We start from the raw sequence: 15,813 nt of genomic DNA on the forward strand, positions 1-15,813 counted from the left end.
TGAGGGCCACTGAAGTGACGACGTTCTCGCTTGTTGGAACTGCTCTCGCTCATCGAATTCTCCAAAGCTTCGCGTTATACTAACGCTCACCTAGGATAATTCCAATTCCGACTGAGGCAAGACACATCTGCACCGCTGCAAGTTGAAGCCCCAGATCCGCCGCAGCGGATTGTCCAACTTCTGTCAGTTTGGAAATCTGCGAATTGCGTGCGGTCGAATAAACCGAAGTACGTTTCGCTCGCGACCAAGGATGGCATGTCTGGGTGTAATCGTCGAACGTCACACCCCCGAAACGAAACCCCGACAATGGTCGCTTGAGGACAGCATCACGCATCAATGTCTTGACCTGCCGCCGTTATCCGAATACCTGCTCCAGCAGTTCTTCGCTGAGCCACGCTTCGGGGAATTCTTCTGTATCGTTAGAATCGAGGAATCGGAAGTCGAGATGATCAGTGCTCTCTACCTGAAGGAGAACCGTGTCAATCGCTAACATGGTTTCGTAGCTGATTTCCTGTTCCCCTAGAGTCTCGGTGAAGGGAACCGATTCGGCCTCGCTACTTTTCTCGAACTGATGCATTGTCAGAGCGGAATCGATGGCATCGCGGTATTTCGTTAGGGGGTCTTCGGTAGTGCTTACACGCAGTGATACCGATTCGACAGGTTCGCCGACAGTCAGTATCGCGACCGGTGGCGGCAGCAATCCTGTGGCACCAAAGGAAACCTGCCACGCCGCCAGATCACTAACGTCGACGTCGGTGTCATCATCACTGTTGCCGTCGGCGCGCACGGCATTCGCCTTGCCAAAACCTCGCTGCCAACTGAGAAAATCCCGACCATCCACATCGCCATCGCTGTCGAAATCAGCCGAAGCCGGGATCTGCGCTTCGTAGGCTCCAATGTCGATCCGCAAGGGGGGAGGACTCCCTGTCAAAACTCCCTGCGCCTCCCGAGCAAATGGCATCCCCCGCTGATCGAACGCGTTCGCATCAAACACGATCCCCAGATTCCCCGCATCCAAGGCCGGACTCCCCGGCAGGAGCGCGAGGGTCAGCGTCGGTCCCCCATTGTCGGCCAGTGGCCCCAACATCGGGTCTCCGGTGACAGTGGCGACTGCGCCCCCGCTACCGTCTTCGATTAGATTGTCGGTACCAGAAAAAGTACCACCAGAGAGGGCCGCAAGATCACCCCCCGAGGTGCTATTGGCGACGATCGTGTTGTTTAGCGTCGTCTCCATACCGTAGGTTAGAATACCGCCCCCCTGAAAGCTTGCCGAGTTGCCCGAGAGGGTGCTGTTGGTAACCGTCAACGTGTCAAGATTGGCACCGTAGCTGTAGATGCCACCGCCTCTAGCTGCCGAATTGCCCGAGAGGGTGCTGTTGGTGACCGTCGTCGTGCCCCCGGTGCTGTAGATGCCACCTCCTAGATTACTTGTCGAATTGCCCGAGAGGGTGCTATTGGTGAGGGTCAGTTGATTGCCGCTCCAGATGCCGCCGCCCTTACTTTTGGTCGAATTGCCCGAGAGGGTGCTATTGGTGATGGTCACTGAGCCGGTGTTGAAAATGCCGCCACCAAGGAAAATGGCCGAATTGCCCGAGAGGGTGCTATTGGTGATGGTCATTGTGCCGCCGTTGAGAATGCCTCCGCCAGTTGAATTGGCCGAATTGCCCGAGAGGGTGCTATTGGTGATGGTCAGTTGATTGCTGTTCCAGATGCCGCCGCCAGTGCTAATGCCGTTGGGAGCCTTGTTATTGGAGAGGGTGCTATCGACTAGCGTCAGGTTGGCGTTGCTCCAGATGCCCCCCCCTGCGTCACTGTTGGAAGTGGTAGCCATGTTGCCGGTAACGACCACTCCCGTCAGCGTGGTGGTACCGAAGTTGCGCAATCCGCCACCCCGGTCCGTCAGTCCACCGGTCAGGGTGAGCCCGCTGATGTTGGCGGTCGTCGTACCGGCAACCATCATCACGCGCGACGAGCCCCCCGCGTTGATGGTGAGTTGGTCGGCCCCCAGGCCAGTCAGTGTCCCGTCATCGCTCAGGGTAAGCATTCCCAGCGCAAGGTTGATTGTCCCGCCGGAAAGGCTGGCATCGAAGGTGATCGTATCAGCCCCGGGGTTCGCATTGGTTAACTCGAGCGCTTCACGCAGACTGAGATCATTGGCCGAGTAGTCGCCGTCGCTCTCGTCGCTCAGCGTATCGACCACCAGATTAAGCGATTGCACTTCGTAGGCACCGATGTCGATCGTACCATTCTGTCGTACGAAGGGCGCGCCCCGCTGGTCGTTGGCCGGGGAGGAGGCAATCGACGGATTCCCAGCATCCAAGGCCGGGCTTCCTGGCACCAGTGCATGGGTGGGGGTCGCCCCCCCATTGTCGGTGAGTGTCGTGTTGAGGATCGAGCCCAACACCGTGGGTGTGGTGCCATCGCTGTTGGCCAGGATGTCCGTGGCACCGGCCGTAGCGCCGTCCAAGGCTTGGGCGGTCGTCTGGTTGCTGTCGCCGATCAGATTGTAGTTGTTGAGGTTGAGCGTGCCGTCTTGTAGGTCGATTTCATTGCCTGAACCACCGGCAGAATTGCCCGAGATGATCGAGTGGCCCACAGTAGTCACCGCGTTATTTGATAAATAGATACCACCGCCATTACCATTGACCGTGTTGCCCGTGATCGTGCTGTGGGAAATCGTGACCACTGGATTATTCCACGCTCGGAGGCCACCACCATCATCGCCTGCCAAGTTGCCGGAGATAGTTGTGTTGGTGATGATCAGGTTTGAGTTGGGGTTTCCAGTAAAAATTCCTCCCCCATCGCCCAATGCAGCGGAAGCGGTATTTCCAGAAATCGTACTGCCGGTAATGGTCAAGTCGCCGGTGTTCCAGATGCCACCTCCGGCGTCAACGGCTGCCGCAGTGGCAGTATTGCCAGTGATCACCATATCGGAAAGTGTAGTGGTGGCAGAGGCGGTGTTGCGCAATCCGCCACCCCGGTCCGTCAGTCCACCGGTCAGGGTGAGCCCGCTGATGTTGGCGGTCGTCGTGCCTGCAACCAGTATCACGCGCGACGAGCCACCCGCGTCGATCGAAAGCTTAGTTGCCCCCAGGCCAGTCAGTGTAACATCGTCGCTCAGGGTAAGCATTCCCAGCGCAAGGTTGATTGTCCCGCCGGAAAGGCTGGCATCGAAGGTGATGTTGTCGGCGCCCGGATTGGCGTTTGCCAATAGGGTGGCTTCGCGGAGGCTTAGATTGTTCGTTGCATAGATACCGTCGAAGCTGTCGTCGAGGGTGCTTACTACCAATCCACCGCCGGGGATGGTGACATCGTTGAATTCATAGGCGCCGATGTCCACACGATCGAACATGATGCGCGGAAACCCGCTCCCCCGCTGGTCATTGGCCGGGGGGGAGGCAATCGCCGGGTTGCCGGCATTGATCGCTGGGCTTGCTGGCACCAGCGCGTGTGTCAGCGTTTGCCCCCCATTGTTGGCCAGCATTGTGTCGAGGATCGAGCCAAGCGCCGTGGGATTCGTGCCATTGCTGGTAGCCAGAATGTCCGTGGCCCCGGCGCCAACGCCGAACAAGGCTTGGGCGGTCGTCTGGCTGCTGTCGCCGATCAGGTTGAAGTTGTTGAGGTTGACCGTACCGCCTTGTAGGCGGATTTCATTGCCTAGAGTAGCAGAAGAATTGCCCGACACGATCGTGTGACTGAGGGTCGTGGTGCCGAAACTGTGGTAAATGCCGGCGCCCCAGGAATTAGCCGAATTGCGCGAGATGGTGCTACTGGTGATCGTGGTGGTACCGCCATTGTTCCAAATGCCGCCGCCATTGGAACCGGCCGAGTTGCCGGAGAGGGTACTATTGGTGATGGTCACTGTGCCGAGAACGCTGTTGAAAATGCCACCGCCACCAGAATTGGCCGAGTTGCCCGAGAGGGTGCTATTGGTGATGGTCAGTATATTGCTGTTCCAGATGCCGCCGCCAGAACTAGTTCCGTTGGGAGCCATGTTATTGGAGACAGTGCTATCGGCGAGCGTCAGGTTGCCATTGCTCCAGATGCCCCCACCTGCGTTCGTGCCATTGGTAGTAGCCGTATTGCCTGTGACCACCACATGCGTAAGTGTGGTGGAAGCAGGACTGTAGTTGCGTAGTCCGCCACCCTGGTCCGCCTGCCCACCGGTTAGCGTGAGCCCGCTGATATTGGTGGTCGTACCGGTAACCCGCATCACGCGCGAAGAGCCACCGGCATTGATGGTAAGATTGTTTGCGCCGGGACCGGTGACCGTAAGATTCTGGCCAATAGTCAGTTGCCCCAGCGTGAGGTTGATTGTGCCGGTAACCGAGAAGTCGATCGTTTCTCCAGCCGGGGCCAGTGCGATTGCATCGCGCAGGGAAATATCGCCGTCGACAATGCTGCCGTCGGCTTCGTCCATGAGTGTGTTGACCGTGATAGACAATAACCGTCGGTCTTCCAACGCTTCCACCCGCAAACGCCGGGCATAGGGAGACGTGATCCAAGAAGTTGCCTGCCGAGAGCGCGAGAATAGGCGTGAAGAACGAGACATGCGGACCCCTCTTTGGTGGTGTATCGATAGTGCAATAGATCGACGAGGATTACTCCCAGTCTAACCACTAGAACCCCCTCAAAGCAATCTCTTCGCGGCTTGCTATTCTCTGCAACTACCCGTCCTGACACACCCCCCGGCTGATTGCTCTGAGCCGAACGTGCTGCTGGCCAAAATCTAAGCCTCACCCTCTGACATACTAACTAGGTTCCGTAACGCCAAAGGCCCGAGGGCATGCAAAGAAAACTACCCATTGGTTTCAGATTTGTGACGTCCATCTTGATCTCAGTAGGTTTATTCCCGTCGGCGAGTCACCGGGCTGGAGTTGGGGGTTATCTAATTTGGCCTGTTTGCAACCAGGAAGTGGCGAGTTCAAAACAGCATCGCGGTCATGACTCATCGGTCGTCTCGCCTCTGGTGGTTTGCTTCGGGTCAATCTCGCATCGGTTGCATCAACCGACGCGGCTGGGCAGCAGACTTAACTCGCGGCGGTGCTCACGCCCTCTGGCGATAACTGCATTGAGCTAAGTCGCTCGTTTTTATCGACCGCACAACTTGATAAGGTAGCTTTGACTCCCAAAATCGCTCTGTGAAGTGCTCCAAATCGGCCTCGTGTGAACTGCTGGGGCATTCCTCCGCCCTTGACTTAGTGCCCCCTGGCTTGCCTCCTTCTATCCAGCCAAATAGGGTTCATCTGAGTAAAGCAAGCGCTGGGTTCATCGCATTGGGGTGGTTCCGGAACCTGGGCGTGAGTGGCGGTATTTTCTGCTCGGGCAGTCAGGGCCTAACCCAATACCGAAATACCTCCAATCCCCTCCCCGGCCGCTACCGCGTCCGACCCTCCCAGGGATGGGTATTGGGAGAGGCAGTTTGTCGCAACTTTGCGCAAGTTTTTGGCCGCGCGATTTGTTAGAATCTCAAACTAAGCTGTTAGCCGTTAGCTATTAGTTTTTAGCCTGAGATCACCGCAGTTTCGCCTTTTTTCTGGCTAAATGCTAACAGCTAATAGCTAATAAGCCTGAAGCAGCAAACACCGTGGATTCAAGTTTCTGGGTCAGCAACTGTTTTCACTTCGAGTAAGAATCAGCCTTTGTACAAGTTGCCGTGGCCGACGTTCGTGCTGCGCTGTTGTTTGACAACTGAACCCGTTTCTCACTAGCTCAGGTAGCCACCTCGCTCGCAACGACTGGGCTAGAGATCCGTCGGTAGATAGCCTGGCCTTCGATTGCGCGAAGCGATTTCTTTTTGTCACGCGGAGACGTAGTTTTGTATTACAAAACTCACATAAACCTAAGGAGTCGTATGCCACGTAAGTCATTGCCTGCCAATGAGTTGAAGCGAACAGCACTACTAGAAAAAGAGGGAGTTTTGTTTTGTAAAAAAAGTTTTCTACGAAATGACCGTGACAAAACCCCTGCACCGGTGCGCAGAAGCGATAGAAGATGGTTGGGCTTTCGCACCGCTCGGTTGCCCGGCGGATCCCTGATCTGAAAGTTGGATGTGAATCTTGACCGCCATTCTGCGTCGAGAGGTTTCGATTCCAATCCGCTATAGCCCGTAGAGTTCTCCATACTTTGCCGAAAGCTGACCAATGAGTGCCTCGTGCGACAGAGGCTTGCCCGTAATTCGTTCGGCCAACTCGGCGGCAGAGTAGCGCTTGCCGTGGCGGTGGATTTTTTCGCGGAGCCATTCTCGCAAAGTGAGGAATTCGCCGCGGCGGAATTGGGCGTTAAGATCGCCCAGGTCTTCGTTGGCTTGGGCAAAGAATTGGGCTGCGTACAAGTTGCCTAGGGTGTAAGTGGGAAAGTAACCGAACAGGCCGGCGCTCCAATGCACGTCTTGCAACACGCCGTCAGCAGCGGTGGGAGATACCACGCCCAGGAACTCGTGATACTTTTTATTCCAGGCACCTGGCAAGTCAGCCACCGAAAGCTGATCTTCCAGCAGGGCCTTTTCCAATTCGAAGCGGATGAGGATATGCAAATTGTAGGTGACTTCATCGGCCTCAACGCGAATCAGCGAGGGTTCCACATCGTTGATCGCACCGTAGAAGTTGGAGCACGTCACGTCGCTCAAGGCCTGGGGAAACTCTTTCTGGGCGACGGGGAAAAAATACTCCCAGAATGCGCGGCTGCGGCCTACTTGGTTTTCCCACATACGGGATTGCGATTCGTGGATACCCAGCGAGACATATTCACCAGTCGGCAAGCCAAACTGATCCGAAGGCAACCCTTGATCATAGATGCCATGGCCCGCTTCGTGGAGAACGCTAAAAAAGCAATCGGAAAACCAATGCTCGTCGTAACGCGTGGTCAGCCGCACGTCGTTGGGTCCGGGCATGCAACAAAAGGGATGATCGGTGGCATCGAGCCGACCGGCCGAGAAATCAAAGCCGATCGCCGCGGCGGCCTGTTTGCCAAAGGTCTCTTGCACGCTTGCCGGATAATGGCGGGTCAGGATGCTGACATCGGGGCGCTTCGCGCTGCCGGCAATGGCCTGCACGAGTGGAACCAACGCATCTCGGAGGTCAGCCAGGACGCAGGTGATATTTGCCGTTGTTTCGCCCGGTTCGTAGTCGTCGAGCAGGGGATCATAGGGCGTGGCTTCAAATCCGAGGGCTGCTGCTTCCTGTTTCTTGAGCCCGACCATTTTTTCGAGAATCGGTTCAAACGCGGCAAAGTTGTTCGCCTTGCGAGCCGCAGCCCAGACCTGCTGCCCTTCGACAGCAGTGCGAGTTAGCTGCTCGACAAGCGTCTGGGGCAATTTTGTCTTCTTGTTGTAGTCATGCTGCAAGTGCCGAATCACTGCGCCGGTGTCACTGGTTGGGTCGGCGGCCAGCGGACTATCGGCAAGCGCAGAAAGCCATTCGCCGATCATAGGATCAGTTTGTTTCTGATGCACCAATCCAGCGACATGAGCGGCCTGGTCGGCCCGATGCTGCCCACCCGCCGGTGGCATCTTGGTCCGCTCGTCCCACTCAAGCAGCTCTTGGATGCTGGAGAGGATGGCTGCCTCGCGGGTGTGGGTGGCGAGCAGATCGTAGGTTTCGTCATGCTGATTCATGATTCATGTCTTTCAGCTTGCTGGGTAAGTGGCAACTTCAGTACTGGCCAGTTAGAGGTTATGATAGCCGGGTTGTTAACGTAAGTCAGGGGAGTTGACTCAAGCAAGGGACGCCGTGAATTCCTCAAACATAAAGGTTGATCCATGCTCGATATCCTCGTAATCGCTCCGCACCCTGATGATGCTGAGCTTGGCATGGGAGGTGCCATCGTTAAGTTTATATCCGAGGGATTGCGTGTGGGGGTGCTGGATCTTACCAGTGGTGAGCCGACGCCGCATGGGTCATTGGAAATTCGCGATCAAGAGACGGCAGCGGCCACGAAGATTTTGGGGCTCGAATGGCGTGAGAATCTGGGCCTCCCGAATCGCTCTCTGGAAGCGACACTCGAAAATCGCGCGAAGTTAGCGGAAGTGTTTCGGCGCACGCGACCGAGATGGCTGTTCGCACCGTATTGGGTCGATGCCCATCCCGACCACGTGGCAGCAACGGAGTTAGTCGAAGCGGCGCGGTTCTGGTCGAAACTCACAAAAAGTGAACTCGCCGGTGAGCCGCACCATCCTGAGCGGATTTTTAATTATTACTGTGTGCATTTGAAGCTGGTGCCGCAGCCGGCCTTTGTGTTGGATATCACCGCCGAGTGGGAACAAAAGGTCGCTGCCATCCGGTCGTACGAAAGCCAGTTCATCACGGGTCGACCGACGCAGTCTCCCACGTTCCTCGACCAGCTTCGAGATGAGGCAGCGTTTTGGGGAAAGTCGATTGGCCGTCCGTACGGTGAGCCATTTACGTGTCGGGAGCCGATGGGATTGAAGTCAATGGCCGAGTTGCTGTGAGGATGTATTCTGAATCTTGGCCATACTTGATAGAATGTGGTTATGGAACCCACTCGTGATATTCTGGTGCGAAAGTCTACTTTGGCCGAGCAAGGCAATGAGACTGATCTTCAAAACATGACACCCGCCGAACGAATGGCGATGGTGTGGCCATTGACAATAGCAGCATGGGCCATGAAAGGCGAAGACATTGCTAGCCAAAGACTTCAGCGACATGTTGTGCGCATTGAACGACGCAGGCGTTGATTACCTTGTGGTTGGAGCTTTTGCTTTGGCCGCTCATGGAAACGTACGCGCGACAGGTGACATCGACATTTGGGTTCGGCCTACTCCAGACAACGCTCAGAAAGTATGGAATGCTTTGGAGATATTTGGGGCACCTCGTCGAGGCATGTCCGTGGAAGACTTCTGTAATCTTGATATCGTCTTTCAAATTGGCGTGGCCCCATTTCGAATAGATCTTCTTACAGCAATAGATGGTGTTGAATTTCCAGATGCGTGGCAGAACAGGCTTGAGACGTCCTTTGGTGAAATTGACTTGGCGGTAATCGGCCGGCGAGAACTATTGGTCAATAAAAAGGCATCGGGCCGTCCGAAAGACTTGGTGGATGCCGCTTGGCTGGAATCGCAAAACGGCTAAGATTCGGTGTGCCATCTACTTCCACCGCATGCACCGATTTGTCACTAACCTGAAACTATGACCCTACTACCTACTGACGCAGAAATCACTGACCAGCCTCCCTCCTTACGGGAGCGGGCCAGCGAGTTCTTGCTGGGACGCATCAACTACGAACGGGCCGCCAACTTGCCCTACAACAAGCGGCACATGAAGCTCGACCGCATGCGGCAGTTGCTTACCCGGTTGGGCAATCCGGATGCGGGTATGCCGATCGTACATGTGGCTGGGACGAAAGGAAAAGGTTCAACCAGCACAATGGTAGCAGGAATCCTGCAAGCGGCAGGTTACAAGACTGGTCTGTTCAGCTCTCCGCACCTGGAGGCAATCGAGGAACGCTTTCAAGTAAACGCTGTCCCCTGCCCTGGCGAGCAACTCTTCGCCCTCGTCGAGAAACTTCGGCCGATCGTCGAGGAGATGGATCGCGAAGCGGCTGCCGAGGGTTCACTTGGACTCACCTATTTTGAGCTGGCCACCGCTATCGCTCTGATGCATTTTTCCGAGGAGAAGGTGGACATCGCCGTCTTGGAAGTAGGATTGGGAGGTCGACTTGATTCGACGAATGTGTGTCAGCCAGCCGTCACAGTGATTACCAGCATCAGCCTCGATCATACGAAGCAGCTCGGTTCAACTGTCGAAGAGATTGCTGCGGAGAAGGCGGGCATAATCAAGCCGGGAGTACCAGTTCTTTGCGGACCCATGGAACCTGGACCAAGGCAGGTGATTGCTGAAATTGCCAGACAACATGGTTCACGGATGATCGAAGCCGGGCGCGATTTTCAATTCACCTATCACCCGCCTTATAAGTTTGACAAGCACGATCGCTTGGGAAGCTTAGATTTTGAAGGAGACCTGGGAAGTGAGGATGTGAGTTTGACAGATATCCCGCTCCGCATGCTAGGTACTCATCAGGCGGCCAATGCAGCGTTGGCGATCGCTACGGTTGCGCAACTACGCAAGCAGGGCTGGCGGATTTCGAGCGATGCGATTTGCCAAACCTTTACGGAACTCACCCTGCCGGGTCGTATTGAATTGATTCGTCGCAGGCCAGCGGTGGTGCTTGACGTGGCCCACAATGTGGCTGCCGTTGAGGCACTGGTCGAAGTGCTGGCAACCAGTTTCTCGTGTACGCACAGGACGCTGGTACTGGCTGCCACCCGCGACAAGGATGTCAGTGGGATCGTCCGCGTGTTGGTGCCGCACTTTGACCGCGTTATCGTCACTCAGTATCAAGACAACCCCCGCGCTGTAGCCACAGAGAAGTTGGGAAAGATCGTCCAGGCAGAATTGGTTCGTCAAAAGCTTGTGGATAGGACTGTCATCGAATGCCCTATGCCCGTAGACGCGTGGCAACTGGCCCGCAAAGGAGCGCGGGTGGACCAGCTGGTATGCATTACGGGTTCGTTCTTTGTGGTGGCTGAATTGCGTAGCGTTCTCCGCGCAGACGCTTGAGCAGCAGCGGCCTGCGGGGACTTAATCGTCTTGCTACGAGCAAGGCTAGACAACAGCCTAGATAAGTGAGCATTGCCGATTCCTATCGTAGAGAGATTGAAGATTTGGATGCCTACGAACGATCTGGCCAGTTCCAGCGGGGCTCATCACGCCAATCGAAATCCTGATCTAAGTCGGGATTAGTGGGTTCTAACTCTGCCACGGCTGAGTTCTCGATTTGCCAGTTCGAGGTGTGTCGTTCGATCTTGGCAATGCGTCGTTCCCCGCGGACTTCGTCCTGCAAGTTGGCAACCAAACGGGCGATAGTAGGATCCGACCACGGTAGGCGGTCGCTGGGACGATGCTGAATTCGATTATTGGAAACCATGATGCTTTCGTCGGCATCTGGTACCCGGACAACTGTGCAAAAAACGCGGCGAATCTTCCTTGGAGCAACCATGTCAGTTCCTTTTCCCCTTGTGGGCAAGATGTGCCCAATTTGATGATAAAACGAGAGCCCTTGAAAAGAGGCGTTGTGTTGCCCAAGCCGAAAATCCCTTAGCCTTGTGGCGGAACAGATTCGCCCGAGTGAGGTCAGCTCCTTTGCCTCCCGTCACTCTTCTGGGATCGTACAATGCAGACCCCGTGCCAAACTGCTCTGGCAGACGTGGGATTTGAAGCCGAGAGATGACAAACTATTGTCTGACAGTCACTTAGTGCGATCTGCTAGCGATGGGAAGAACCGTCCTTTCACCACGAAATGAGGAAGAACTTTCAATTCCTCTGTAACTAAATAGAATCCTTGCGGATTAGGTAATTCTTACTGTTTTTTGTTTAGTTGCGACTCCAGATAGCCGACGGCCAGATCGAGTGCTTCGTCAGTGAACTGCTCAGGAATCTTGCCGTCTTGCTCGTCGAACTGAATGGCTAGCGGGCCATCTTGATGCTCGCCGAGCAGATCGCGGCGATAACGGTATTTGCGCCAAGTTAGATATTGGTCTTCATCCATCAACACCTCAAATTCGGCATCCGGTTTGACGCCCCAGGAGTCGGACTCCTTTGCATCAGCCATGCGATGGATGTTCTGTCCGCTCGGTCGCCAGTAGGTGGCTGAGGTTAGCTTTAACAGGCTGCGGCCAGATTCGATCTGCATGATGCGCTGGACGGTACCTTTGCCGTAAGAACGCTCGCCGATGATGACAGCCCGGTTGTAGTCCTGCAAACACGCGGCAAGAATTTCACTTGCACTGGCACTATTGTGATTGATAAGCACAGCGAGAGGGAGATCGTGATAGCCGCCGCGACCGGTAGACACAAAACGGTCGCGGATCTCGCCGTCGCGATCGCGGGTTGTGACGATTGGTTGCCCGGCACGCAGAAAGAGATCACTGATGCCGACCGCCGCGTCGAGAGTGCCGCCATAGTTGTCGCGGACATCAAGGATGAGCGCCTTAATCCCAGCGGAATTCAACTCTGCCAACACGTCGGTAAACTCGTCGAGGGTCTTGTCACCGAACTTGGCGATTCGCACGTAGCCAATGCGATTATCACCAGGGACAAGGAATTGCCATTTATTCTGCTCATCGCGCAGGTCACCGAAAACGGATTCAACCGTAATCACCGCTCGCACGATTTTGACATCCGTCGGGTCCTTTTCGCCGGGATGAATTACCGAAAGGGTAACCGGGCTGCCAATCGCACCGCGGACCAATCGCAAGACATCGCGCATCTTCATTTCGTCGGTTGGCTGGCCGTCGATGGCGACGATGCGGTCCCCGGCACGGATATCGGCGCTGAAGGCGGGGGAGCCAGGCTCGGGAGGGCCGATCACTGTGAGCTGAGGAGGATCCCCCAGTTGCAGAATGCGGACACCGATACCACCAAATTCCTGGATTAAATCCTCCTGGAAATTGTCTCGTTCCAATTGGTCGACGAACATCGAGTGCTCGTCCCCTCGTTTATTCAGGACCTCGATCATGCCATTCATGGCCCCATCGAAAAGTTCCTGGTCAGGGGGGGAGACCAACGACCAACGGTCGATTACCGAGTAACTGGCCGCCACATAGCGGGCATAGGGATTCTGCTCGGCCCGCACGTAGCAGACGTACGAGAGCAAAGTAATAGCCACGAAGTAAAGCAGGTTGCGGAGCGACACGGGGGATGAGTTCTCTAAAATAGGGATTGGAATGGATGTGGGTCTAATCGTAGCAGGGGCAGAAGGAATGTTGAAGTGTGGGGCACTGGGAATTGGGGGCTTTGGTCTGGGGAAAGAGAACTGGCGAGCCGGAAACGTAAGTGATCAGAAGAATAGTAACGCAGAGAGAGACCCCCCGCCTGACATTTTTCAGGGAGGTTTGGGAGATTGAACAGGCGGGAACAGAGAGGGGAGTTGATGGCCAGGAAAAACACAAGAATGCACAAAAAGAAGAAGACCTACTGTCGGGCTGTTCGAGTTCTTTTCGCGACTATTCGTGTTTTTGTGGATATCGGAGATCATGGAACGGCATGAGATTAAAAATGGGGCGCCCCAAGCGCAAGACAACGAAGACAATCACTCAGCACCAATAATCCCGTGGCCAACATTGAACCGTCGATTGGTCCGCTGCATCTGAAGCGGTGCGAACTTCTCAGCTCATTGGACAAAAGGAAAACCTGTGCCTTGCGATGAGCTTCATTATAAGGAAACGGGGTGCAGTGTTTAGAGACTATTTTTGGCCACCTGGGAAATAGGCGCGAGACGCTAGTTGCTAGGCGTAAGTCAGAGATGAAGGGACTGGAGGAAGATTTTCACCGCGGAGACGCAGAGGGGAGAGAATGGGATTTGGATCAAGGGCTGGGGAGTTTCTGTGTCATTCCGACGGGAGTTCCGGGACCGAGTAATCTGGTTTGAATGGGTTACGACGAATGATTAACATCTCTTGTAGCTGGGGGAAGATTTTTTGCCACCGAGTTCACAGAGTGCGCTGAGGAGGGGAGAAGAATATGAGCGAGGAACAGACTTGCGGGAGCACGGCGCCACCATCCACCTTCAACTAACCACTAACAATTCCTCACCTCCCCCCTGTTTGAGGGGGTTTTATTTTGGTGAAAACGTTTTTTTTTATTAAAAAACCCCCTCACTTTCCGCCGGTCTGAATTGCTTCAACTCGTTAGTAAGTCAAGGCTTACGTAGTATATCTCGTCGTCAGATCACCGGAGTTTTTAAAAACAAAACCCTTCGATAACTCGGCCGGCCGCGCCGCTGACTGGGTTCGCAAGTTTTAGGTTTTCAAGGAACTCGCGTAACGGCTGGCTTTCGCATTATCCGAAATCGAGTGGCCAATTGCTAATAAGAAATGTGGGCCAGAGTAGTCGCGAGTTGCGAGGCGTAAATCTGTTCGGGGAGGCTGGTGGATGGGGAGGAGAGTTGAGTGGCGGGTGATTCGCCAGCGCAACTTTGCCAACCTGTTACGAACCACTTCTTACTAGCATCTAGCGAACGTCGCTGCGGCAGGCGTCACGTGACTTGTTCGACTCCGAGGCATCGTCGAGACTCCTCCTGCGGACTACTTCCCGCGCATCAATCCACTCCAACATGTATGACTCAGCACGCGCAATATAGCGACTGCAGCCGATCCGTGGCAACCTGGTAGAAGGGGGGGGAGAAACGGCGGTTAGCGGCAGGTGGGGAGTGGTTGAAGACCTGGGTTCCCGCATGCGCGGGAATGACCGGCGGGAGGGAGAATTGTTAATGATTAGAGTTAGCCGCTAGACGCTGGTTGCGAGGCACTAGTCAGAAAACAGGTGTGAATAGTAGGGAGAGGGACTTAGTCGAATGGCGATCTGCTCGTGTTACTGGGCCAAGTCGACGCAGATGATTTCTTGGTCGTTGCGGAGATAGACGCACCGGTTGGCGAATGCCGGGTGGGACCAGACGACCGGGCGACCGGCCATCATGTTGTCTGGTTCGATGAGGTGGGCGCGGCTTGTTTCCTCATAGCCTGCAGGTGTGAGCTGGGCGATGATCAGATCCCCTTTTTCGTTAGCTAGGAAAAAACGGTCCTCGTGTTTGATGAGAAACGCATTCGCCCAGCGGTCGGTTCGGCTGTGGAGGTCGCCCGTCGAGCCGGTGGCGCGGAGGTCTTCCCATTTCCGTTTGCCAGTTTCGAGTTCGAGGCAACGAAGCTGGCCGTAACTGTCTACGCCGTAGATGTGGCCATCCTCGATAAAGGGAGTGCTCATGACCGTGTGGAGCTTGTCGGTGTTGCGCTCACTGTGGCTGTCGCCGCGCCAGAGAAGTTCGGGTACGGACTCAGAATTCTCAAACCCCAGCAGCATCGGCCCATCGTAAAAAGCCGAGACGAATAGCCGCTCTCCCGCCTTGCGGGGCGTCGCAATCGTCATGCCCGCCTTCACGTCAAAAGGGATCGACCAGAGGACTTCGCCCGACACTGGATCGAGGCCGTTGACCGCCTGAGGGTGCCAAATTACTAGTTGCCGACGACCGCCGAGTTTGTAGATCATCGGGGGGCAGTAACCCGGCTCGGCCGCGGAGAGCGAGCGCCAGATTTCCTCGCCCGTGTCCTTATTGAAAGCCACCGCGACACTCCCCTTCCCCCCCACCAGGCAAATGAGCCGATCACCGTCCAAGAGCGGATGCCCGGCAAACCCCCACACGGGGGCGGGCATGTCGTAGTCTTGTTTCAAGTCGCGCGACCAGATCGGCTTGCCGGTGTCGGCATCGAGGCAGAGGAGATTGCCCTCGGCACCGAGCGTGTAGACTTTGCCTTCGGCGACGAGTGGCGAGGTGCGCGGTCCCGCGGCGTAGCTGATGGAATATTCGCACGGATACTCATGGTTCCAGTTGATCGAGCCGTCCGTCGCGTCGAGGCAGAGCACCCGTTCGCTGCCGGCGGTGGGGGAGCGATCGAAGGCATTGTCGGAATTCTGCTGTCCCGCGTTCAGCTGCCGATCGGTGATGTAAACCCGATCGCCCACCACAGCCGGTCCCGAGTAACCGCTGCCGATGGGGGTCCGCCACAGCACGGGCGGACCCTCGGCAGGAAACTCTCGCAGGATCCCCGATTCGCGCCAGACACCGTCTCGATCCGGCCCCAGCCATTGTGGCCAATCATCGGCGGAAACCGATTGGCAGCGCAAGCAGGCAATACAAAGTAGACCGATGATATAACTCAAGCGTTGCAGGGGCATGAGATTTTCTCCGTAAATTTTTCAAGGCACAACAGTTGAGGATAGCGCATCAGGGCAAAGATGCAAG

At 55.7% G+C, this 15,813-nt stretch carries 10 protein-coding genes; 4 read left to right on the forward strand and 6 right to left on the reverse strand.

The annotated features are described in order from the left end of the window. Positions 1-79: 79 nt before the first annotated feature. The 3 genes from Pla144_RS12800 to Pla144_RS12810 all read right to left on the reverse strand — a co-directional run bounded on the left by Pla144_RS12800 (position 80) and on the right by Pla144_RS12810 (position 7,615). Positions 80-334 (reverse strand): hypothetical protein, encoded by a 255-nt coding sequence (locus tag Pla144_RS12800; RefSeq protein ID WP_146451090.1) that lies wholly within the window; start codon positions 332-334, stop codon positions 80-82. 21 nt (positions 335-355) lie between these two features. Then, positions 356-4,552, reverse strand: coding sequence for a beta strand repeat-containing protein (locus Pla144_RS12805; protein WP_146451091.1), 4,197 nt, complete (start codon positions 4,550-4,552; stop codon positions 356-358). Positions 4,553-6,100: 1,548 nt separating this feature from the next. Further along, on the reverse strand, positions 6,101-7,615 hold the full coding sequence (locus tag Pla144_RS12810) for a carboxypeptidase M32 (protein ID WP_146451092.1): 1,515 nt from the start codon (positions 7,613-7,615) through the stop codon (positions 6,101-6,103). 144 nt (positions 7,616-7,759) lie between these two features. Here Pla144_RS12810 and bshB1 point away from each other — a divergent pair, with 144 nt between their 5' ends. Genes bshB1 through Pla144_RS12830 form a run of 4 tightly spaced genes read left to right on the forward strand, consistent with a single transcriptional unit; the run spans position 7,760 to position 10,577 of the window. Further along, positions 7,760-8,449, forward strand: coding sequence for a bacillithiol biosynthesis deacetylase BshB1 (gene bshB1 / locus Pla144_RS12815; RefSeq protein WP_146451093.1), 690 nt, complete (start codon positions 7,760-7,762; stop codon positions 8,447-8,449). Between the two features lie 42 nt (positions 8,450-8,491). Continuing rightward, positions 8,492-8,695, forward strand: coding sequence for a hypothetical protein (locus tag Pla144_RS12820; RefSeq protein ID WP_146451094.1), 204 nt, complete (start codon positions 8,492-8,494; stop codon positions 8,693-8,695). After that, entirely contained in the window at positions 8,664-9,089 is a 426-nt protein-coding gene (locus tag Pla144_RS12825; RefSeq protein WP_231936343.1) for a DUF6036 family nucleotidyltransferase, read from the forward strand. Before Pla144_RS12820 ends, Pla144_RS12825 begins: the two co-directional genes overlap by 32 nt. Before the next feature lie 57 nt (positions 9,090-9,146). Continuing rightward, entirely contained in the window at positions 9,147-10,577 is a 1,431-nt protein-coding gene (locus Pla144_RS12830; RefSeq protein ID WP_146451096.1) for a bifunctional folylpolyglutamate synthase/dihydrofolate synthase, read from the forward strand. 112 nt (positions 10,578-10,689) lie between these two features. Here Pla144_RS12830 and Pla144_RS12835 read toward each other — a convergent pair whose 3' ends face one another. From Pla144_RS12835 to Pla144_RS12845, 3 genes are all read right to left on the reverse strand, one after another. Next, positions 10,690-11,016, reverse strand: a complete 327-nt coding sequence (locus Pla144_RS12835; protein WP_146451097.1) for a hypothetical protein — start codon at positions 11,014-11,016, stop codon at positions 10,690-10,692. Between the two features lie 360 nt (positions 11,017-11,376). Then, positions 11,377-12,711, reverse strand: a complete 1,335-nt coding sequence (locus Pla144_RS12840; RefSeq protein WP_146451098.1) for a S41 family peptidase — start codon at positions 12,709-12,711, stop codon at positions 11,377-11,379. 1,676 nt (positions 12,712-14,387) lie between these two features. After that, complete coding sequence (locus tag Pla144_RS12845) at positions 14,388-15,746, reverse strand: PQQ-binding-like beta-propeller repeat protein (protein ID WP_146451099.1); 1,359 nt, start codon at positions 15,744-15,746, stop codon at positions 14,388-14,390. Positions 15,747-15,813 lie beyond the last annotated feature (67 nt).

Origin of the sequence: Bythopirellula polymerisocia (genome assembly GCF_007860015.1) — a bacterium.
Taxonomy (GTDB): domain Bacteria; phylum Planctomycetota; class Planctomycetia; order Pirellulales; family Lacipirellulaceae; genus Bythopirellula; species Bythopirellula polymerisocia.

What these genes read in the sequence shown, in the direction of transcription:
- Pla144_RS12800 (WP_146451090.1), bottom strand. Translation starts at nt 334, where the DNA reads ATGCGTGATGCTGTCCTCAAGCGACCATTGTCGGGGTTTCGTTTCGGG.
- Pla144_RS12805 (WP_146451091.1), bottom strand. Translation starts at nt 4,552, where the DNA reads ATGTCTCGTTCTTCACGCCTATTCTCGCGCTCTCGGCAGGCAACTTCT.
- Pla144_RS12810 (WP_146451092.1), bottom strand. Translation starts at nt 7,615, where the DNA reads ATGAATCAGCATGACGAAACCTACGATCTGCTCGCCACCCACACCCGC.
- bshB1 (WP_146451093.1), top strand. Translation starts at nt 7,760, where the DNA reads ATGCTCGATATCCTCGTAATCGCTCCGCACCCTGATGATGCTGAGCTT.
- Pla144_RS12820 (WP_146451094.1), top strand. Translation starts at nt 8,492, where the DNA reads ATGGAACCCACTCGTGATATTCTGGTGCGAAAGTCTACTTTGGCCGAG.
- Pla144_RS12825 (WP_231936343.1), top strand. Translation starts at nt 8,664, where the DNA reads ATGTTGTGCGCATTGAACGACGCAGGCGTTGATTACCTTGTGGTTGGA.
- Pla144_RS12830 (WP_146451096.1), top strand. Translation starts at nt 9,147, where the DNA reads ATGACCCTACTACCTACTGACGCAGAAATCACTGACCAGCCTCCCTCC.
- Pla144_RS12835 (WP_146451097.1), bottom strand. Translation starts at nt 11,016, where the DNA reads ATGGTTGCTCCAAGGAAGATTCGCCGCGTTTTTTGCACAGTTGTCCGG.
- Pla144_RS12845 (WP_146451099.1), bottom strand. Translation starts at nt 15,746, where the DNA reads ATGCCCCTGCAACGCTTGAGTTATATCATCGGTCTACTTTGTATTGCC.